Origin of the sequence: uncultured Roseibium sp. (genome assembly GCF_963675095.2) — a bacterium.
Taxonomy (GTDB): domain Bacteria; phylum Pseudomonadota; class Alphaproteobacteria; order Rhizobiales; family Stappiaceae; genus Roseibium.
Map to the genome: position 1 here is coordinate 1 of NZ_CAXXSJ010000020.1, position 17,326 is coordinate 17,326.

Consider the following 17,326-nt stretch of genomic DNA (forward strand, 5'->3'; position numbering starts at 1 on the left):
GCTCTCCATGGCTTCGCCGTAGACGGGCTCACGGCCGATCTCCAGAAGGATCGGGACCGAAAGCGGCGATACCCGGTTAAGGCGAGTATGCGTGATTCGACCTCTGACCCGCGAAAGAAGTTGGCTCAGACGGGAGATATCCAAAAGTCCTTCAGCCGCGTCGTTCCACGTGGCCTTCAGCAGAATGTGGTCCGGTTCATGGGCGCGCAAAACGTCATAAATAAGGTCGGTGGAGACCGTGACCTGCCGGCCGGACTTTTCCTTTCCTGGGTGTCTGCGCTCGATCAGGCCGGCGATCACCGCGCAATTACGGAAGGTGCGCTTCATCAGGCTGGATTCCGCCAGCCAGGCATCCAGATCGTCGCCCAGGATGTCTTCCTCGAACAGCCCGTTCAGATCGATTTTGCCTGTGGAGAAGTAAAGCGACAGGTCGCCCAGGCCCCAGACGGCAAGCGCATAGTCGTTGGCGACGAAGCCCATGGGCCGGGCGCCGAGCCGTTCCAGCCGCTTGGTCAGCAGCATGCCGAGCGTCTGGTGGGCGAGCCGACCCTCGAACGGGTAGCAGACCATGTAATGCTTGTCGTTGCGGGGAAAGGTTTCCACCAGCAACCCGTCGCGCTCCGGCAACTTCGACTTCAGTTTCTGCAGCTCCAGCCACTCACGCACCTGCTCCGGCAGGCTGGGCCATGTGGCAGGCGTTGCCAGCATGGCGCGCACGCCCTCCGCCAGATAGGTGGACAGCGGAAACTTGCCGCCCATATAGGCCGGGATTTTCGGGTCGTCCGACCGCGCCCGCGACACATAGGCCTCGTTTTCGCGCAGGCCCTCGAAGCGCAGCACCTCGCCGCCGAAGAGGAAGGTGTCGCCGTGTTCCAGCTGCTCGATGAAATACTCCTCGATCTCGCCGAGCATACGTCCGCCGCGCCCGACCGGCGTGCGCCGTCCATCGGCCTTTGAGCGGACGAGGCGCACCTTCAGCATCGGCGCCTCGACGATGGTGCCCACGTTCAGCCGGTATTGCTGGGCGATCTTCGGATGGGAGATCCGCCAAAGCCCGTCCTTGCCCTTTCGAAGCTTGGCGTATTGCTCATAGGTTTTCAGCGCATAGCCGCCGGTGGCGACGAAATCGAGCACCTTGTCGAAGCTCTCCCGGTCCAGATGCCGGTAGGTCTCCGAGGAACGGATCTCGGCAAAGGTATCGTCCGCGTCGAGCGGGGCCGAACAGGCAAGCCCGAGGATGTGTTGCGCCAGCACGTCGAGCGCGCCTTTGCGGAGCGGCGGCGTGTCCTGGTCGCCCCGTTTGGACGCCTGCAGGGCGGCCTGGCATTCCAGCACCTCGAAGCGGTTGGCGGGCACGAGAACGGCTTTGGACGGCTCGTCCATGCGGTGGTTGGCGCGGCCGATCCGCTGGGCCAGTCGGCTGGCGCCCTTGGGCGCGCCGATATTGACCACGAGATCGATGTCGCCCCAGTCGATGCCGAGATCGAGCGAGGAGGTGGCGACTACGGCGCGTAACACGCCCGATGCCATGGCCGCTTCCACCTTGCGCCGCTGGCCGACGTCGAGCGAGCCGTGGTGGAGGGCGATCGGCAGCGTGTCGTCGTTGATCCGCCACAGGTCCTGGAAGATTGCTTCCGCCTGGCTGCGCGTGTTGACGAAGAGCAGGGTGACACGGTGCTCCTTGATCAGCCGGTACATGTCATCGAGCGCGTAGCGGGCTGAATGACCGGACCAGGGTAACCGTTTCCTCCGAGGCCAGGATGGAGATGTCCGGCTCCGCTCCGCCGGCCACCTCGACCATGTCGGAGAAGGCACGCGCTTCCGGGGCCTGCTGGCCGACCAGATAGGCCCTGAGGTCATCGGGTTCGGCCACGGTCGCCGACAGGCCGATGGTCCTCAGCCCCGGGGCGAGACGGCGCAGACGGGCAAGGCCGAGCGCCAGCAGGTCGCCGCGCTTGGAGGTCACCAGCGCGTGCAACTCGTCGAGAATGACGGTCTTCAGCGAGGAAAACAGTTGTTCCGCCGCCGGGTCGGACAGGAGCAGGGCGATCTGCTCCGGCGTGGTCAGGAGCATGTCCGGCGGATTGAGTTTTTGTCGCTGGCGCTTGTGGGACGGCGTGTCACCGGTGCGGGGTCTCGATCCGGATCGGCAGGTCCATTTCGGACACCGGCGCCTCCAGATTGCGTGCAATATCAACGGCAAGTGCCTTCAGCGGCGAGATATAGAGCGTGTGCACGCCCTTCGATCCTGCGGAACCCGGCTTCTTCTTTCCCCCGGGCCTCCAGCTCCACGAGGCTCGGCAGGAAACCCGCCAGCGTCTTGCCCGCTCCGGTGGGCGCGATCAGCAGCGTGGAGCGGCCCTGGTCCAGCTTCTCCCACCAGCGCCAGCTGATGCGCGCGAGGCGCCCAGCCCCTTGCGGCGAACCAGTCCTGAAATCGGCGGGGGAGAAGACTTGCATCCATGGGTCCTTTAATAAGGGCGCGCTCAGTGAAAGGCGAGATGCCGGTGAATGGTTCCTGTCAGCAGTGGTCAGCCCCGGATCTCTTCGGGTAAGATCCGGCCGGAATTGCGATCAATGATTTTCGACTCGGAGGATAATGTGAGATCCGGTTTGCTGTTGCGCTTCGCCCTGGTTTTGATCTCTGCTGCCATCGGTTCATCCTTTGCCGCGGCCTCGGAAAATCGCACCTACAAGTGCCGGACCGGCACGGTCGAACTCCTTTGTGGAGACGATTCCGGAAGAGGGTCGTGCCCAATATACCGGACCTGACGATATCGCCTCGCTCCCGGCGATGCCGAATGGCGCCTACGTCAGCGACAATTCGGGTATCTCGTTTCAAAGGACGGAACAGGGTGGAACCCTGTGGCTCGGCGATGTGTCGTTCCCGTGTGAGGTGACAACCGCCCGCGCCCCGGTGGCACCGCCGCCGACGGTCCTCGGCGGGCCCGAACAGCTCAACCATGTCGGCCAGTCGCTCGGCGGCCGGCTGCGTTCGGGGCCCGGGACCAACTATCCGCAGATCGGCAACATTGAGGACGGGACCTATCTGACCATTCTGTCCAACACGGGCGTCAGCTTTGATGGCTACGACTGGTTCGAGGTGGCGCTGGACAACGGTCAGCGCGGGTTCCAGTGGGGCGGCATCCTGTGCTCCAACGGCGGACAGCTCGTCGGGCTCTACGCCTCCTGCCAGAACATCCCCCGCTAGAAGGGCGTGGGCCCCTGAAGGCTCATCCTTCTCTGGATACCTGTCGCAGGTGGATGGACGACAGCTGCATCCGGTCAATATGATAGACTGAGGTGCTGCCGAAGTTTCAATAGATCCGGCAGGCAGAAGAGGATGGGGGCGAGACATGTCCGACGACAACGGGCGCGGGACCAACGGATCGGGCACCGATCCCGGGGGCGAAGCCATCGAGGCAATCGCGCAGCTCTTCGACGACTATCAGACAGGCTTCAACGATTTCGAGGCGGAGCGGATTGCCGACTGTTTCGCTCTGCCGGCGATCATCTGGCAGCACGAAAAAGGTCATGTCTTCTCCGACGAAGAGGAACTCCTGGAGAATATCGAGGTATTGCTGGCAGCGCTTGAGAAGGAAGGCGTGACCTATTCCGACTTCCATGTCTCGTCCAGCCACGTTAGCGGCACCACCGCACTCGTCACCCTGGATTGGCAGCAGGAGAACGACGACGGAGACGCCGTGCTGGAATTCACCTGCCACTACCACCTGATCCAGGACGGCGACGACTGGGCGATTGCAATGGTGGTGAACGAGTAAGGGAGCGGGAGCCAGGTTGAACCGATGAATGGGCAAGGCCGTGCCACATTCCCGGTTGTCGTCCCAGCGCAGGCTGGGACCCATATGTGGACGGCCCCGTGGTTGCAAGGTTGAAGTTGGCAGGTGTTCCGGATCGCTTGCGGTCATATGTACGGCCTGCTTTGCGGCCGTTTTGCCGCTGGCCAAGATGGGTTCCGCAGCGGATGGGATCCAAACAGTACAGCGATATCGGCCTTGAAGCCGCCACTGGATCCCACGGTATTTCCCATCCGCCTCGGTTCGACCGAACACACCTTCTCATCTTCCCTCGCAAGTTCCTCTGTCGCGCCAGCCTGTCTTTGGCCGGGGCAAGTGTTTTGTCGATCGTCAGGCGAGTCCCGGTTGCTCTTGCGGTGACTGCGGGTGATAGGTTTCGCCGCTGACCATCAGCTTCCAGGCGATGCGCGCCAGCTTGTTGGCGAGCGCGACGGCAGCCAGCTTGTGCGGCTTGTGACGACACAGTTTCTCCAACCAGGGCCAGGGCGTTTTGATCCTCCCCTGCCGGCACTGCAGCAGAACGGCGCTTGCGCCGGCAACCAGGGTGGCGCGCAGCATCTCGTCCCCGGCGCGGGTGATCACACCGAGCCGGTTCTTGCCTGCCGTGGAATGGTTTTTCGGCGTCAGGCCGAGCCAGGCAGAAAAATCGCGCCCCGATTTGAAGGCATGCGCGTTGCTCACCTTGATCGCCAGCAGGGTCGCACCAACCGGACCAATGCCCGGGATGCCGGCCAGCCGCTGGCTGAGTTCATCGGCACGGTGAAGCTCTCGCAGTTTTGCGTTGAGATCGGCTATCTCCTTGTCCACTCGCGCGTAGTCACGGACCAGCGTTTCGAACATATCCCGTGCCATCTCCGGCAGCGTCTCGTCCGCGCGGATCCGCTCGACAAGCCGGTCAAGCTGGAACAGGCCCTTCGGGGCAACCAGACCGAACTCTGCCGCAAAGCCGCGGATCGAATTGGAAAGCTGCGTACGCCGGCCAAGGAATTGCCCTCGCAGCTTCGCCAGCATCTGCGCAGCTTGCTGCTCTGGACTTTTCACCGGCACGAAGGTCCGGGCCAGCTTCGGACGGCTCATCGCCTCGCAGATCGCTTCCGCGTCCGCCGCGTCCGATTTGCTCCGCTGCACATAGGGCTTGACGTATTGCGGCGGGATCAGCGCGACCTCATGCCCCAACTTCCGTAACTCCCGAGCCCAATAATGCGAGGCTCCACAGGCCTCAAGGCCCACCTGCGCCGGAGGCAACCCGGCAAAAAAGTCGAGAACCTGACGACGGCGAAGCTTCTTGCTCAACACCGGATGGTCCCCAGCATCCACACCATGCAATTGAAAAACAGACTTGGACGTATCCATTCCAACGCGGCTAATATTCTTCATGGACGGCTCCATCGTTTGAGATCTTTAACAACCTCATTCTGGCACATCGATGCCGTAGGGGCCGTCCACCCCAACAGTACGCCGTGAGGCCGGTCGCTTGGACGGTAGGCTGCTGCTTGATCCGATAGGACACGGAGTACTGGGTCCCAGGTCTCACTGACGTTCGCCTGGGATGACAACTGAGATTGACGCTGACGCGCTGCCTTGGCCCACCCTCCGATTGTCATCCCCGACAAGCGAAGCGCGATCGGGGACCCAGTAATCCGAGAGGCTGGTTGTTTGAAGTGAGAGGGCGCGGCGTAATGGAAACCGCCCCGTGGCCTTACCTCATCACCCCTGCTTCGCCCGCGCTTCCTTGCGTGCCGCGCGTGACGGCTTGTTTTTCTTCGGCTTCTTCTTGTCGAACGGCTTCTCGCCCTTGGCAGGCTTCCGCGGCGGCCGGTCGTCGGACTCCCGGCGCGGGGCTTCGTCCCGGCCTGCAGCCGCTCGGTCGAGCGCCTTCATGTCCAGCGGCTCATAGGCCGGATGGAACGGGGCTTCCTCGCCGTCGTCGGACCGGCGGCGTTTCTTGCCCTTGGGGGCAAAGTCGCGGGCGGGCCGTCTGTCGCGGCTGTCGCCTCGGCCTTCGCTCTCGATCCGGTCCTCTCGACCCATGTTTTCGTAATCCGGTGCATCGCGCCGTCGGCCTTGCGGTTTGCGGTCGCGCTGCTGGCTGCGCCCGGGCCGCTCATCGGAGGGCGGCGGCGGGGTCTTGCCGCCACGGGCGTCGAGCACCGTGATCGTGACCTTGTCTTCGCCGGAGCCATCGCGGCGGATGATTTCCGCGTAGCGTTCGGCGTGGGCGCCGTCGATCTCGAACCGGGTCTCGTTCTGGAAGATCTTGATCGCGCCCACTTCCTTCTTGGTCACGTGGCCGGCGCGGCAGATCATCGGCAGCAGCCAGCGCGGATCGGCCCGGTGCTTGTGGCCGAGCGACAGGCGGAACCAGACGCCGCTATCGAACTTGCCGCGGATCTCCGCGACACGTCCGCCCCGTTCGCCGGCACCGCGGCCCTTCAGGTTGTCTTCCGTTGCTTCCGAGACGTCTTCCGGAGCGGGCAGGCGGGACTGATAGAGCTTGACGAAGGCATTCGCGATCTGCTCGGCGTTGTGGGCGGCAAGCAGTTCGCGTGCAATGGCCAGTTCTTCCGGTTCCAGTTCCGCGGAAAGGACCGGATCGGCAAGCAGACGTTCCTTGTCCTTGGCGCGGATGTCATCGGCGGTCGGGGCCGGCTTCCAGGTGACCTTCACGCCCGCGAACTGCAGCGTGCGTTCCGCCGCGCGCCGGCGCGGATAGGGCACCATCAGGACACAGGTCCCCTTGCGGCCGGCACGCCCCGTCCGGCCGGAGCGGTGCAGCAGGGCGGCCTTGCCGGTCGGCAGGTCGGCGTGGATGACCAGGTCGAGGTTAGGCAGGTCGATGCCGCGGGCGGCGACGTCGGTCGCCACACAGACGCGGGCCGAACCGTTCTTCATGGCCGTCAGGGCAGCGGAGCGCTGTTCCTGGCTGAGTTCGCCCGAGAGCGACACGATGGAAAAGCCCCGGTTGGCAAGCCGGCTGGTCAGCCGCTTGACCGCTTCGCGGGTGGAGCAGAACAGGATCGCCTTTTCCGCCTCGTGCAGGCGCAGCACATTGATGATGGCGTTTTCCCGCTCATTCGGCGCGACCGGATGGGCGATGTAGTCGATGTCGCCGTGCTGTTCGCGGGAATCGATCGTCGACAGCCGCACCGCGTCCTTCTGAAAGCGGCGGGCCAGCTCCACGATCGGCTTCGGCATGGTGGCGGAGAACATAAGCGTGCGCCGGTCATCAGGAGCAGCGTCCAGGATGAATTCCAGGTCCTCGCGGAAGCCCATGTCGAGCATTTCATCCGCCTCGTCGAGTACGACGGCGCGGATCGCGGACAGGTCGAGCGCGCCGCGCTCGATGTGATCGCGCAGGCGGCCCGGCGTTCCGACGACGATATGGGTGCCCCGCTCCAGGGTGCGGCGTTCGGTTCTGGGATCCATGCCGCCGACACAGGACGCGGTCTGCGCCCCGGTTTCGGCATAGAGCCAGGTCAGTTCGTCCTTCACCTGCAACGCCAGTTCGCGGGTCGGCGCAATGGCAAGGGCGACGGGCGCGCCTGCGGGGCCAAGCCGGTCCTGATCGCCGAGCAGGGTCGGCGCCAGCGCCAGGCCGAAGGCAACGGTCTTGCCGGAGCCGGTCTGGGCGGAGACAAGGAGGTCGGCCTCGGCCGGCGCCTCTTTGAGGATGCTCTCCTGCACGGAGGTAAGGGTGTCATAGCCCTTTTTCGCCAACGCGGCAGCAAGCGCCGGTGCGACGGAAGTCATGTCAGTCATTCATTTCTTTCAGTGGGAACAGCGCCGTCCACAATCTCATCGAACGCGAGAAATGCCGGTTAAACGCGCAAACTTTGCGGCCTGTATAGAGAGGAATGTGCCCAAGGTCCACTGAAACTCTCGAAAACGGAAATCTCGCTGTTCCAACGGCAATTCGGCCTATGCATTAATAACGTGTAACTTGAGAATTTATTACTGATAAAAATTACAATGAAAAGTAGAGTGATTAATATTTGTGCACGTAATAAGTGTTTAATTAAGTTCTTTTGCTTTCTTATGTCCGCATCTCATGCATTTCGGGGATCGGCAAATGCTGAAATCTATTCGAGTCCAAGTCGCAGTTTTGGCGGCAATACCTTTGTTGGCGCTTCTCGTTGTTAATCTACTCTCACTTGCGCAAGCCTATAATGACGCTCGCCGCGCATCTGATCTTCAGCCAATCGCCGAAGTCGCCAGATTGGCGGAAGCTGTTTTGAATGAGCTGCAGAAGGAACGGGGACGAACGGCCGTTCTGTTGGCCTCCGATCATGGGGCTGGACCGAGAAAGCTTGTCGAAGAACAGAGACAACTGTCCGATAGCGCCATCGCAGACTTTGTTGCTTTCGGCAAGGATCTGAAGCTCGATGATCGTGTCATGCAGGCAGCCATTGGCCGGACGATCGAGGGGCTGGCCGAGATAAATGCTCATCGGTTGGATGTCGACGGCAAGTCAGCGACCGGTGCGGAAAATCTGGCGTTTTACTCCGGTAAGATCCGGGCGTTGTTGGGCGTGGTGCACGATGCGGTCCAGGCGAGTTCGGACCCGGAATACGCGGCCGAGATGGTCCCCTTCTCTCTCCTGACCGATGCAAAGGAAGCCGGAGGGCTGGAACGGGCGATCGGCGGCAGGCTTTTCGCCGGCGTTGCGCTCAAGGGGACAGTCGAGATGCCGGTGTTTCTCGCCTATTATGATCGGTTGTCGGTCGAGACCGACCGTTTGAAAGAGTTTCGTGAAATCGCAAACCCGGAACAGGCAGCCTACTTCGACAAGGTTGTCTCCGGTCCGGCGATCGATCAGGTGATCGCCTGGCGCAAGGTGCTCAAGGACTTGCCGTCGACGGTCGATGGCCAGGGGATCGACGGGAGTGTCTGGTTCAGCAAGGCGACGGAACGATTGAACAAGATCCGTGACGTTTCGCTTGAATTCGCCGGAAAGGCCGAAGCGCGGGCGCAGCAACTGGCGACCGAAGCCTGGAAGAATGTCTACGCCATCGTCCTTGCAAGCGCGATCGTCTTGCTTTCGACCATCGGCATAAGTGTGTGGCAGATCCGCAGCATCGTGAATGCGCTGCGAGCGATCCGGGACAGCCTCATGCGGATTGCCCATTCCGACACGAATTTCGATATGCCCATGGTCGAGCGGAAAGACGTGATCGGCGATCTGGCGCGGGCCGGTGTCATCTTTCAGGAAAATGCCCAGGCCCGGACCCATCTGGAAGAAGACGCATTCGAGGAACGAAGCCGCGAAACCTCCCGTCAGAACCACGTGGAAACGATCATTCTGCATTTTCGCGACCTGATCGATGACGTGAATGGCAAGGTCAATGAAAAGACCGAGGCCATGATCCAGATTGCGGCCAAGGTTCTGGAAATCGCCCGTTCGGCCACGAATACGGCTGAAGAGGCTCAGAGTTCTTCGGCCGCGTCCTCGACCAGTGTTCAGACCGTTGCGTCGGCCGCCGAGGAAATGTCGAGCGCGATCGACGAGATTCTCTCCCAATCGGGTCGCGCCAGCGAGATCATCGATGCAGCGACCGCGATCGCCCAAGATACGGATGCCAATGTCTCAAGCCTTGCGAATGCGGCCCAAAAGATCGGTACCGTTGTCGAAATGATCCGGGATATTGCCGAGCAGACAAACCTGCTGGCTCTGAACGCGACTATTGAGGCCGCCCGCGCAGGCGAAGCAGGCAAGGGATTTGCCGTGGTCGCGGCAGAAGTGAAAGAACTGTCCAACCAGACGGCCAAGGCAACCGAGGAAATCGCGAGCCAGATCGACGCGGTCCAGGGATTGACCGATGGCGCAGTGAACTCGATCCGGGACATTACCGAATCGATCAATAACATCATGGACGTCACCACTGCCATCACCGCAGCTGTCGAACAGCAGAGCATCGCGACAAAGGAAATTTCGCAAAGCATCACGATTGCCGCGGACGGATCTGCCCAGGCGGTCGAAGGCGCAACGCAGGTCAGCAGGTCCATTCACGAGACAGCCGAAGAGGCGAAAGCTGTCGACAGCATCTCCTGCGAGGTCAAGTCCATTGCAACCGAACTCTCCAATGCCGTCGACGGTTTCCTGAAGGAAATGAGGAGCGATGTGTCTGAACGGCGCAAGGCCTTGCGCAAACAGGTGAGCGGGGAACCGATTACCGTGAAGACTGCCGGGGCGAATTCGTTAGCGCGCTGTTCGACGCGTCCGAAGACGGGCTGGGCGCTCGCAGCGTGCCCGGAGTGAAGGCCGGCGACAGGGTAACGGTCGAACGCGAAGACGGCTCCAGCGGGCAATGGGTGGTGACCTGGGTCCGCAATCAGCGCATGGGACTGCATGCCCAAGCCGCATCCGAGAAAGTTGCCGCCTGAAGGCGCGCTTTTATCCGCCAAGGGTAGGAACGCGGTCGGACTGACTTGTTCCAGCAGGGGAAAGGCCGCAAAACGCGATCAGCGGCCTTTCAAATGCAATTCGTTTTTGGGGCTGAATTTGTTGTGAACACCGCCGCCGTTGATTTGAGGTGCGTCTCGGCGCAGGCTCGGGCGCAAACCGGAAATGCGGAGGGGTTCACATCATGCCGCCGGTCATCGATTATTTCTATACACACATCTCGCCCTGGGCCTATCTCGGCCATCAGGCCTTTCGGGAAATTGCGGCCGGACACGGGGCTGCGATCCGGCTTCGGCCGGTTGATCTTTCCGGCGTCTTTGACGCTTCGGGCGGTTTGCCGCTGGGCAAACGCCATCCGGCCCGCCAGGACTACCGGTTCATCGAAATGCAGCGCTGGCGCGAGAAGCGGGCGTTGCCGCTGACGTTGAAGCCCGCATTTTTCCCCACGCCTCCCGGCCTGTGCGACTGCTGCGCGATCGCGCTTTCAGAGCAGGGCGGTCCGGCGTTCGACTTCACTGGCCTGGCGTTCAAGGCGATCTGGGCAGACGAGAAGAATATCGCCGAGGAAGCGGTTCTGAGCGATCTGCTATCCGGACTGGGGCAGGATGCAGGTGCCGTTCTGGAAGCCGCCCGTTCGGAAGACATCACCGCAATCTATAAGCAGAACCAGGCGGATGCGATCGAGCTGGGCGTGATCGGGTCGCCATGTTACGTCTTGAATGGCGAACCGTTCTGGGGGCAGGACCGATTGGACCTCCTGGATGACGCACTGGCGAGCGGCAGGGGGCCGTACAAGCCGCTTTGACATGCGGCGGTTGAAGAGCCGGCAGATTATGCGGAGTTCGCTTTCCACCGGAAAGGTCGGTGCCGTCGTGCTTTGGCCATGACTTCGTGGCATAGGTTGCTGTGCCAGGTGCTTTCAATCGGCACCCGGCCCGCTATAAACCCGGAGTATTGCAATTGACCCGAACAGAAGGCCCGTCGATGGCAAGCCTGCCGAAATTCATACGCAAGACTGCCGCCGGTTTGGTTCTGTCCGCAGCCTTTGCGGCAGTCTCTCCGGCGGGATTCGCCCAAACCGCTGTGCCGGATGGCGAGCAATCTGCCGAAAGCGCACCGGCTACGGAGAACCAGTCACCTGCCGGCCAGCGCTACGGTTTTGTTGAGGCGAACGGCGATATTCTTAGGATCGATCGTGAGGCGGGATCGGTCAGCTTCTGCCGCAAGATCAATGACGCCTGGCGCTGCATGCCGGCCCCTCTCGCCGAACAGGCCTATCAGGAAGAAATCGCAGACCTGTCGAAGGAAATCGATCGGTTGAATGCCCGCATTCGCGACCTGGAGACCGCGGCATCTGCCCAGCCGGAAGGAACCGCGCCACAGGCCGAGAGTGATATTGGTGAGCCGCCCCAAGCCGCCGAGGATAAGCCGGCGGAGGGGCAAACGGCGGACGAGAAGACACAGCCGTCCGACAAGGACAAGTCGGCGTCACGCCTGTCGGATGAAGACGAGCAGCAACTCGAACGCATGATGCAGTTTTCCGAAAAGGCGATGCGCCGGTTTTTCGGTCTGATGAAGGATCTGCAGAGCGAAATGGGCAACAACTGACAGCACCCGTTTGTCTCCGGCCAAGAGACGGCTGGAGGCCCGGAGCTGCTTGAAACAGGCAAACGGCGCGGGGGCCGTCGTTGTCTACTGCATCGAGATGCGCGAGATCTCTTTCTTTGCCGTTTCGGGCAGTTCCACCGCCTTCCTGGCTTTGAGATCCATAACCAGTGCGACGACATCGCAGATGGCGGCGAGGCGTTTGGTGCGCGACTCGAAGAGATGATGGCGCATCGAGAAGGTCTTGTTGCCGCTGCTGCCAGTCAACCCGCTTGCCATCACAACGGCGTCGCCGGCCTTGAGTGGGCTGGCCCAGGTCAGTTTCATTTCCGCAGCGACCCGGCCGAAGGCTTTTTCGCTCATGAAGGCGTGGGTCATTGGCGTCCGTTCCCAGACATGGCCGACACCGTCGGTAAAGCAGGACAGGGCAAAGCCGTCATCGGCCCGGCCGTCGATCCCGAGATGGCGCGGCAGTACGGTTCCCCGAAAACAGATCCTGGCCCCCGATGCGAGAACATTGTCCAGGGTGAAGCGCGTTCCGACGGGTGTCGCGGATAGACCCCGCGGTGCAGCATCTTCGATCATCGGACATTGATGATCCTTGAACCGGCTGCGCAGTGTCTTGACGGAGCCGGCGTTGGGCTCGTAGCCGTCGATCGCGGTTGCGGCGAGCGTGCCGGTCGTCGTGTTGCACATCTCGTGGACGACCGTCAGCATATGAGGACCGTCAAACGCAATCGCGGAGCGGACGGTAACGAGGTCGCCGGTCCTGAGTTCCTTGTGGTACCGGACGTGGCGAACGCGGCGGGCTCCGACAAGCGCCTCGCTCAGTCCCGAGATGAGCTGAAACTGCCTGTCGGCTTCTTCGAATCGGCTGAAATAGAACTGGACATTCAGATGGTCGTTCTCGTCGCACTCCCATCGGTTCACAAATGAAAACAGTGTCTCTTCGGTGCTCATTACAAATCTTTTCTCGCACAATGCGGGATTCTTGTCCGGCGACTCACGATCACCCATAATTCAATGAAGGGATACTTTCTTTGCGGCAATTTTCAAACAAAATATTTCACTTGAATAGAAAATTTGATAGTTAATGCGCCGTTAAGCAATCAAGATCTATTGGTTGTATGTATATATCATTGCATTTTATGGTGGTTTTGTTTTCTAATTCTTTCTATCAAAAGGGTGTGTCGAGCCAACTGGGCGAAGGGGAGGAGCTTTTACGTGCCCATGCGTGTCGTATTGCTAATATTGCGTAGTTGCAGAAAGCAAGATGTACCTGAATTCTGATGTGAGCGTGAAAGTGTTCGCAGTGCAGTTGGGGAAAGGAACGCTGGTTGTGCGGATGCTCTTTTGGATGGATGCCATGGCGCATCTATAGCTCTGAAGCTTGCCGAGGCCTCCGCAAGGTGAAGGTCTCCTGACCAGTCAGGCATATGCTTTTGAACGTCCGTCAGGGGGAGCGCTACGTCAGGCGTGCTTTGCCGGTCAGGGTGTCGCGGGCGTATGCAATGTCGTGACTGGGGTTCCCGATAACGTGGTCGGCCCATCACTCGCAAGACCCGGATTGACGACTTTGCCGGCAACTGCGGCGACAACGATCATGACGGCCAGGGTCAGACTCCAAGCGTTCATCCGATCACTCCTTCAAGTTGGCGACAAACCGCACACACGACTCGTTCTTAGACTTTAGTTTATATTAGACTTTTGGATAAGAATTCGCAATGCCATGACGTAGAAAACGTTTGTGCATTGCCGAATAATGGCCGATAGAAAATCGCTCGGATTCGAAAGGTAAGAGACTGCGGATGTGGCATTCTTGTCTGCTAGGCGATCTTGGACTTTCTGGTATTTGCTTGAATAACGCGCGCCGTACCCAAGCGACTGCGGGTTTGACTTTCGGAAACATTGCAGTGCAAACATGGTCGGCCTGCAAAAGATACAAGCTTCGGGACAAAAACTCGGAGACTTGTTAGGGATAACTAGGATAATAGGCACAGGCATCGGGGGCGACTGAAGTCATCGAGCGGCCAGCCAGTGAATGGGGTCAAGCCGGTGAGCGCCCGGATACAGTATTGGATGGGGATAGGGGAAACGGTCCCCGCGGCGTCTTGTCGGGACGTCGCATGAGCGAGGGAGGAAACCAAGCGTGCCGGATACAGCATATCGATTCATAATCGCTGATGACCATCCGCTGTTTCGCGGAGCATTGAGGCAGACGCTTGAAACACAATATCCGGATGCACGCATCGACGAAGCCGGTACCCTGGAAGATGTCACGGCGCGTCTGGAGGAGGACGGTGACGTCGATCTGATCCTGCTCGACCTGACCATGCCGGGCATGCGGGGGTTTTCCGGCCTGATGTATCTCAGGGCCCAATACGCCGGCGTTCCGGTCGTGATTGTCTCCGCCAACGAGGAAGCCCAGGCGATCCGCCGGTGTGTTGAGTTCGGCGCTTCCGGCTTCATTCCCAAGTCTCACGGCATCGAGGTGATCCGTGAGGCGATTTCCTCCGTCATGGCTGGCAACATGTGGACCCCGCCGGATGTGGACCTCGGTGCGGATGACGGCGCGGGCGATCTGGTCCAGCGCCTGGCAACCCTGACGCCGCAGCAGGTCCGGGTTCTGATGATGCTGTCGGAAGGATTGCTCAACAAGCAGATCGCCTATGAACTGTCCGTCTCCGAGGCGACGGTAAAGGCGCATGTGTCCGCCATTTTGCAAAAGCTCGGCGTGGAAAGCCGTACCCAGGCGGTGATCGCGGCTTCCAAGATCGAGGCGGGGCAATGGCAGATGGGACAGGAAGCCGACGATTCCGCAGCCTCGTCCGGCTAACAGGAAAGAGACCTGAAAGCGGCGGCTACTCGGCCGCCACATGCTCCGCCCGGCAGCGGGCCAGGTGAGCACGTAAAGCGGCGGGCTTGATGGGTTTGTTGAACATCTCGATGTTTTTCGAGGCGGCCGCTGAGCGGACTGCCCGGCTCCGATCCGCCGTCACCAGAAGCGCAGGAATGCCCGCCCCGAACTTCCACCTCAGGCGGACGACCGCATCGATGCCGTTGCCATCATCGAGGTGATAATCGATCACGATGACGTCGGGCGTTTCGCCTGCTTCCAGCAGCTTTTCGATCGCCTCCACGTCGTCTCGGGCAGTGATGACCTTGCAGTTCCAGTTTTCCAGAAGATGACGCATGCCGCTCAGAATGTCCGGCTCGTTGTCTATCGCCAGCACGCATAGGCCGTCGAGTTGCCCTTTCGTGGGCACAGCACTTTGCTGGGGTGTTTCGACCGGAACCGCGGCGGCGGTCGGCAGCGTAACGGCAAAGCAGGATCCCTTGCCGACGGAGGACCGCAGATCGACCGGATGCTCCAGGACATGGGCGATGCGCTCGACGATGGACAGGCCCAGACCGAGCCCTTTGGCGACCCGCATGCCGTCATCGAGGCGATGAAACTCCTGGAAAATCACCTTTTGCTTCGTTCCCGGAACACCCATGCCCGTGTCGTGAACTTCAACGACCACCTTGCCGTTTTTACGCCTGCAGCCGACGAGGACACGGCCTTTGGTGGTGTATTTAAGGGCATTCGATACGAGGTTCTGGAGCAGACGGCGCAGTAATCTGCGGTCCGAGCGTACCGAAACGGAGGTCGGTACGAACGTCAGTTCAAGGTTTCTTTCCCGCGCCACCGGTTCGAACTCGGTTTCCAGAGCGCGGAAAAGGACGTCGAGGCGGAAGACGGTCAGTTCCGGTTTCAGGGCTCCGGTGTCGAGGCGGGAAATATCCAGCACCGCGCTGATGATGTCCTCGACCGATTCAAGGGCGCCTTCCACGTTGCGCACCAGGGTGCCGGTTTCGCCATCCTTCAGCTTTTCCACCAGGACCGATGAATATAGCCGGGCCGCATTGAGCGGCTGAAGAATGTCGTGGCCTGCGGCCGCGAGAAAGCGCGTCTTGCCGATGTTCGCTTCTTCCGCTGCATGGGTCGCTTCCCGCAGGCGGTCGTTCACATGGGTCAGTTCTTCGGTGCGTTCGCGGACCCGTCGTTCAAGGGTTTCGTTGGCGCGGGCGAGCGCGTCTTCCGCCAGCACACGCTCGGTAATGTCCGTATAGGTCGTCACGATACCGCCATCGGGCATGGGACTGATCCGGACCTCGAGAACCGTGCCCGAAGAGGCAAGGCGCTCCTGATGGGTCTCCTGTGCGACAACCAGTTTTTCAAGGCGTTCGGATACGATGGCCTCGACCGGGCCGTCGCCGATCTCCCCGCGCTTGGCGTTATAGCGGATAATGGCGTCGAGCGTCGTTCCCACCTGACCGTATTCGGTCGGCAGTTCAAGAAGATCGCGGAATTGCCTGTTCCAGCAGATCAGGCGCAGGTCCCGGTCGAAACACGCCGATGCCCTGACGAACCTGGTCGAGCGCCGTCTGCAGCAGGTCGCGGTTTGTACTGGATCGCGGGCCGAGGCATCGTCGAGCAGCTTGACCGCGCCCTTCGTGGACGGGTCATGGCGCTTGAGCATCAGCGACAGGACAAGGCGGGAGGAGGCCGCGCCGATGGCACTGGCTAAAAGCTGTTCTGAAAACCGCAACAGGCTTGCGTCCGCCGGGGGCATTCGGATCGAGAATGCTGCCGCGCTCTTGCGCATAACGGTTGAACGAGCGGTTGGCCCGTTCCTCGCCGAGATACCGCCCAAGGGGTCGCGGTCAGGTCTCCGGCCGTGACCGACGTGCGCCAGAGCCTGAGGCTCGGGGGCAGGGGCAATCTCGTCCGGCACGAAGACATTGGCCTGCAGCTTTTCCGCCGGTTCCGGAGCACGCGTCAGGGAGCCGGCCACGAAGAACAGCACATTGACCAGAAGGCTCCACATGGTTCCGTGAATAAAGGGATCCATCTGCAGCCCAAGAAAGCGACTGCGGCTTCAAAAAACGCGAGGCCAAGCGGGCCTGTTTCCAGAATGGTCGAGGAGACGATGCCGGATTGTGCGAAGGTGGGGCAGAAGCAGCGTGTAGAACCAGAAGGCGAAGCCCCCCAACCATTCCGGCGATCGCACCGCGCGCGGTTGCCCTGCGCCAGACCAGCGCGCCGATGAAGGCCGGCGCAAACTGGGCAATGGCCGCAAAGGACAGGAGGGCCGATGGAAACCAGGGCTGCGGTATCTCCCGCAGCACGGTAATAGGCATAGGCAAGCAGCAGAATGCCGAAGATCGCCATGCGCCGGATGCTGAGCAGGTGGCGGCTCATGTCCCTGCCGCCGGCGAGCAGTTCCTCTTCTGAGCGCCTGCGCAGGATCAGCGGAACGACGATGTCGTTGCAGATCATGATCGCAAGCGCGACAGTGGCCACAATCACCATTGCCGTAGCCGCCGAAAGCCCGCCGATGAAGGCGAACATCGCCAGCCAATGCTCCCCGGCATCAAGGGGGAGCGCCAGCACGAACGTGTCGGGATTGATGTCCTGTCCGAAGCGCAGCAGGCCGGCGGCGGGCAATCGGCACCACGA

The 17,326-nt window shown here is 61.1% G+C and carries 14 protein-coding genes and 1 pseudogene; 7 read left to right on the plus strand and 8 right to left on the minus strand.

Annotation, left to right across the window (positions count from 1 at the left end; all coding sequences use genetic code 11):
* A pseudogene (locus ABIN98_RS07790) lies at window positions 1-2,464 on the minus strand (ligase-associated DNA damage response DEXH box helicase); the annotation flags it as partial.
* Window positions 2,465-2,531: 67 nt separating this feature from the next.
* A complete protein-coding gene (locus ABIN98_RS07795; protein ID WP_346908916.1) occupies window positions 2,532-2,654 on the minus strand; it encodes a hypothetical protein in 123 nt (40 codons plus the stop codon).
* Window positions 2,655-2,725: 71 nt separating this feature from the next.
* Between ABIN98_RS07795 and ABIN98_RS07800 the strand changes: the two genes are divergently transcribed.
* A complete protein-coding gene (locus ABIN98_RS07800; RefSeq protein ID WP_346908917.1) occupies window positions 2,726-3,211 on the plus strand; it encodes an SH3 domain-containing protein in 486 nt (161 codons plus the stop codon).
* Window positions 3,212-3,356: 145 nt separating this feature from the next.
* Entirely contained in the window at window positions 3,357-3,782 is a 426-nt protein-coding gene (locus ABIN98_RS07805; protein WP_346908919.1) for a DUF4440 domain-containing protein, read from the plus strand.
* A 366-nt stretch (window positions 3,783-4,148) separates the two neighbouring features.
* Here the strand turns inward: ABIN98_RS07805 and ABIN98_RS07810 are convergent, their stop codons facing one another.
* Complete coding sequence (locus ABIN98_RS07810) at window positions 4,149-5,195, minus strand: IS110 family transposase (RefSeq protein WP_346908921.1); 1,047 nt, start codon at window positions 5,193-5,195, stop codon at window positions 4,149-4,151.
* A 330-nt stretch (window positions 5,196-5,525) separates the two neighbouring features.
* A complete protein-coding gene (locus ABIN98_RS07815) occupies window positions 5,526-7,577 on the minus strand; it encodes a DEAD/DEAH box helicase (protein WP_346908923.1) in 2,052 nt (683 codons plus the stop codon).
* A gap of 472 nt (window positions 7,578-8,049) precedes the next feature.
* Here ABIN98_RS07815 and ABIN98_RS07820 point away from each other — a divergent pair, with 472 nt between their 5' ends.
* The 4 genes from ABIN98_RS07820 (at window position 8,050) to ABIN98_RS07835 (ending at window position 11,826) form a co-directional block, all read left to right on the plus strand.
* Complete coding sequence (locus tag ABIN98_RS07820) at window positions 8,050-10,074, plus strand: nitrate- and nitrite sensing domain-containing protein (protein WP_346908925.1); 2,025 nt, start codon at window positions 8,050-8,052, stop codon at window positions 10,072-10,074.
* Window positions 10,062-10,199 (plus strand): hypothetical protein, encoded by a 138-nt coding sequence (locus tag ABIN98_RS07825; protein WP_346908927.1) that lies wholly within the window; start codon window positions 10,062-10,064, stop codon window positions 10,197-10,199. Before ABIN98_RS07820 ends, ABIN98_RS07825 begins: the two co-directional genes overlap by 13 nt.
* Before the next feature lie 203 nt (window positions 10,200-10,402).
* Window positions 10,403-11,023, plus strand: coding sequence for a 2-hydroxychromene-2-carboxylate isomerase (locus ABIN98_RS07830; RefSeq protein WP_346908929.1), 621 nt, complete (start codon window positions 10,403-10,405; stop codon window positions 11,021-11,023).
* 155 nt (window positions 11,024-11,178) lie between these two features.
* Complete coding sequence (locus ABIN98_RS07835) at window positions 11,179-11,826, plus strand: hypothetical protein (protein WP_346908930.1); 648 nt, start codon at window positions 11,179-11,181, stop codon at window positions 11,824-11,826.
* An 84-nt stretch (window positions 11,827-11,910) separates the two neighbouring features.
* Here ABIN98_RS07835 and ABIN98_RS07840 read toward each other — a convergent pair whose 3' ends face one another.
* Together ABIN98_RS07840 and ABIN98_RS07845 are read right to left on the minus strand one after the other, a co-directional pair.
* Entirely contained in the window at window positions 11,911-12,783 is an 873-nt protein-coding gene (locus ABIN98_RS07840; protein WP_346908931.1) for a thioesterase family protein, read from the minus strand.
* Window positions 12,784-13,311: 528 nt separating this feature from the next.
* Entirely contained in the window at window positions 13,312-13,458 is a 147-nt protein-coding gene (locus ABIN98_RS07845; RefSeq protein ID WP_346908933.1) for a hypothetical protein, read from the minus strand.
* Between the two features lie 514 nt (window positions 13,459-13,972).
* Here ABIN98_RS07845 and ABIN98_RS07850 point away from each other — a divergent pair.
* Window positions 13,973-14,659 (plus strand): response regulator transcription factor, encoded by a 687-nt coding sequence (locus ABIN98_RS07850; protein WP_346908935.1) that lies wholly within the window; start codon window positions 13,973-13,975, stop codon window positions 14,657-14,659.
* A gap of 25 nt (window positions 14,660-14,684) precedes the next feature.
* Here ABIN98_RS07850 and ABIN98_RS07855 read toward each other — a convergent pair whose 3' ends face one another.
* The gene (locus ABIN98_RS07855; protein WP_346908937.1) at window positions 14,685-16,718 is read right to left on the minus strand and encodes a NahK/ErcS family hybrid sensor histidine kinase/response regulator; all 2,034 of its coding nucleotides are present in this window, start codon (window positions 16,716-16,718) and stop codon (window positions 14,685-14,687) included.
* Window positions 16,646-17,314, minus strand: a complete 669-nt coding sequence (locus ABIN98_RS07860) for a hypothetical protein (RefSeq protein ID WP_346908938.1) — start codon at window positions 17,312-17,314, stop codon at window positions 16,646-16,648. The genes ABIN98_RS07855 and ABIN98_RS07860 overlap by 73 nt, the downstream gene beginning before the upstream one ends.
* Between the last annotated feature and the right edge of the window lie 12 nt (window positions 17,315-17,326).

What these genes read in the sequence shown, in the direction of transcription:
- ABIN98_RS07840 (WP_346908931.1), bottom strand. Translation starts at nt 12,783, where the DNA reads ATGAGCACCGAAGAGACACTGTTTTCATTTGTGAACCGATGGGAGTGC.
- ABIN98_RS07795 (WP_346908916.1), bottom strand. Translation starts at nt 2,654, where the DNA reads ATGGCAGCAGAGATCAAAACCAGGGCGAAGCGCAACAGCAAACCGGAT.
- ABIN98_RS07810 (WP_346908921.1), bottom strand. Translation starts at nt 5,195, where the DNA reads ATGAAGAATATTAGCCGCGTTGGAATGGATACGTCCAAGTCTGTTTTT.
- ABIN98_RS07830 (WP_346908929.1), top strand. Translation starts at nt 10,403, where the DNA reads ATGCCGCCGGTCATCGATTATTTCTATACACACATCTCGCCCTGGGCC.
- ABIN98_RS07845 (WP_346908933.1), bottom strand. Translation starts at nt 13,458, where the DNA reads ATGAACGCTTGGAGTCTGACCCTGGCCGTCATGATCGTTGTCGCCGCA.
- ABIN98_RS07855 (WP_346908937.1), bottom strand. Translation starts at nt 16,718, where the DNA reads ATGGATCCCTTTATTCACGGAACCATGTGGAGCCTTCTGGTCAATGTG.
- ABIN98_RS07815 (WP_346908923.1), bottom strand. Translation starts at nt 7,577, where the DNA reads ATGACTGACATGACTTCCGTCGCACCGGCGCTTGCTGCCGCGTTGGCG.
- ABIN98_RS07805 (WP_346908919.1), top strand. Translation starts at nt 3,357, where the DNA reads ATGTCCGACGACAACGGGCGCGGGACCAACGGATCGGGCACCGATCCC.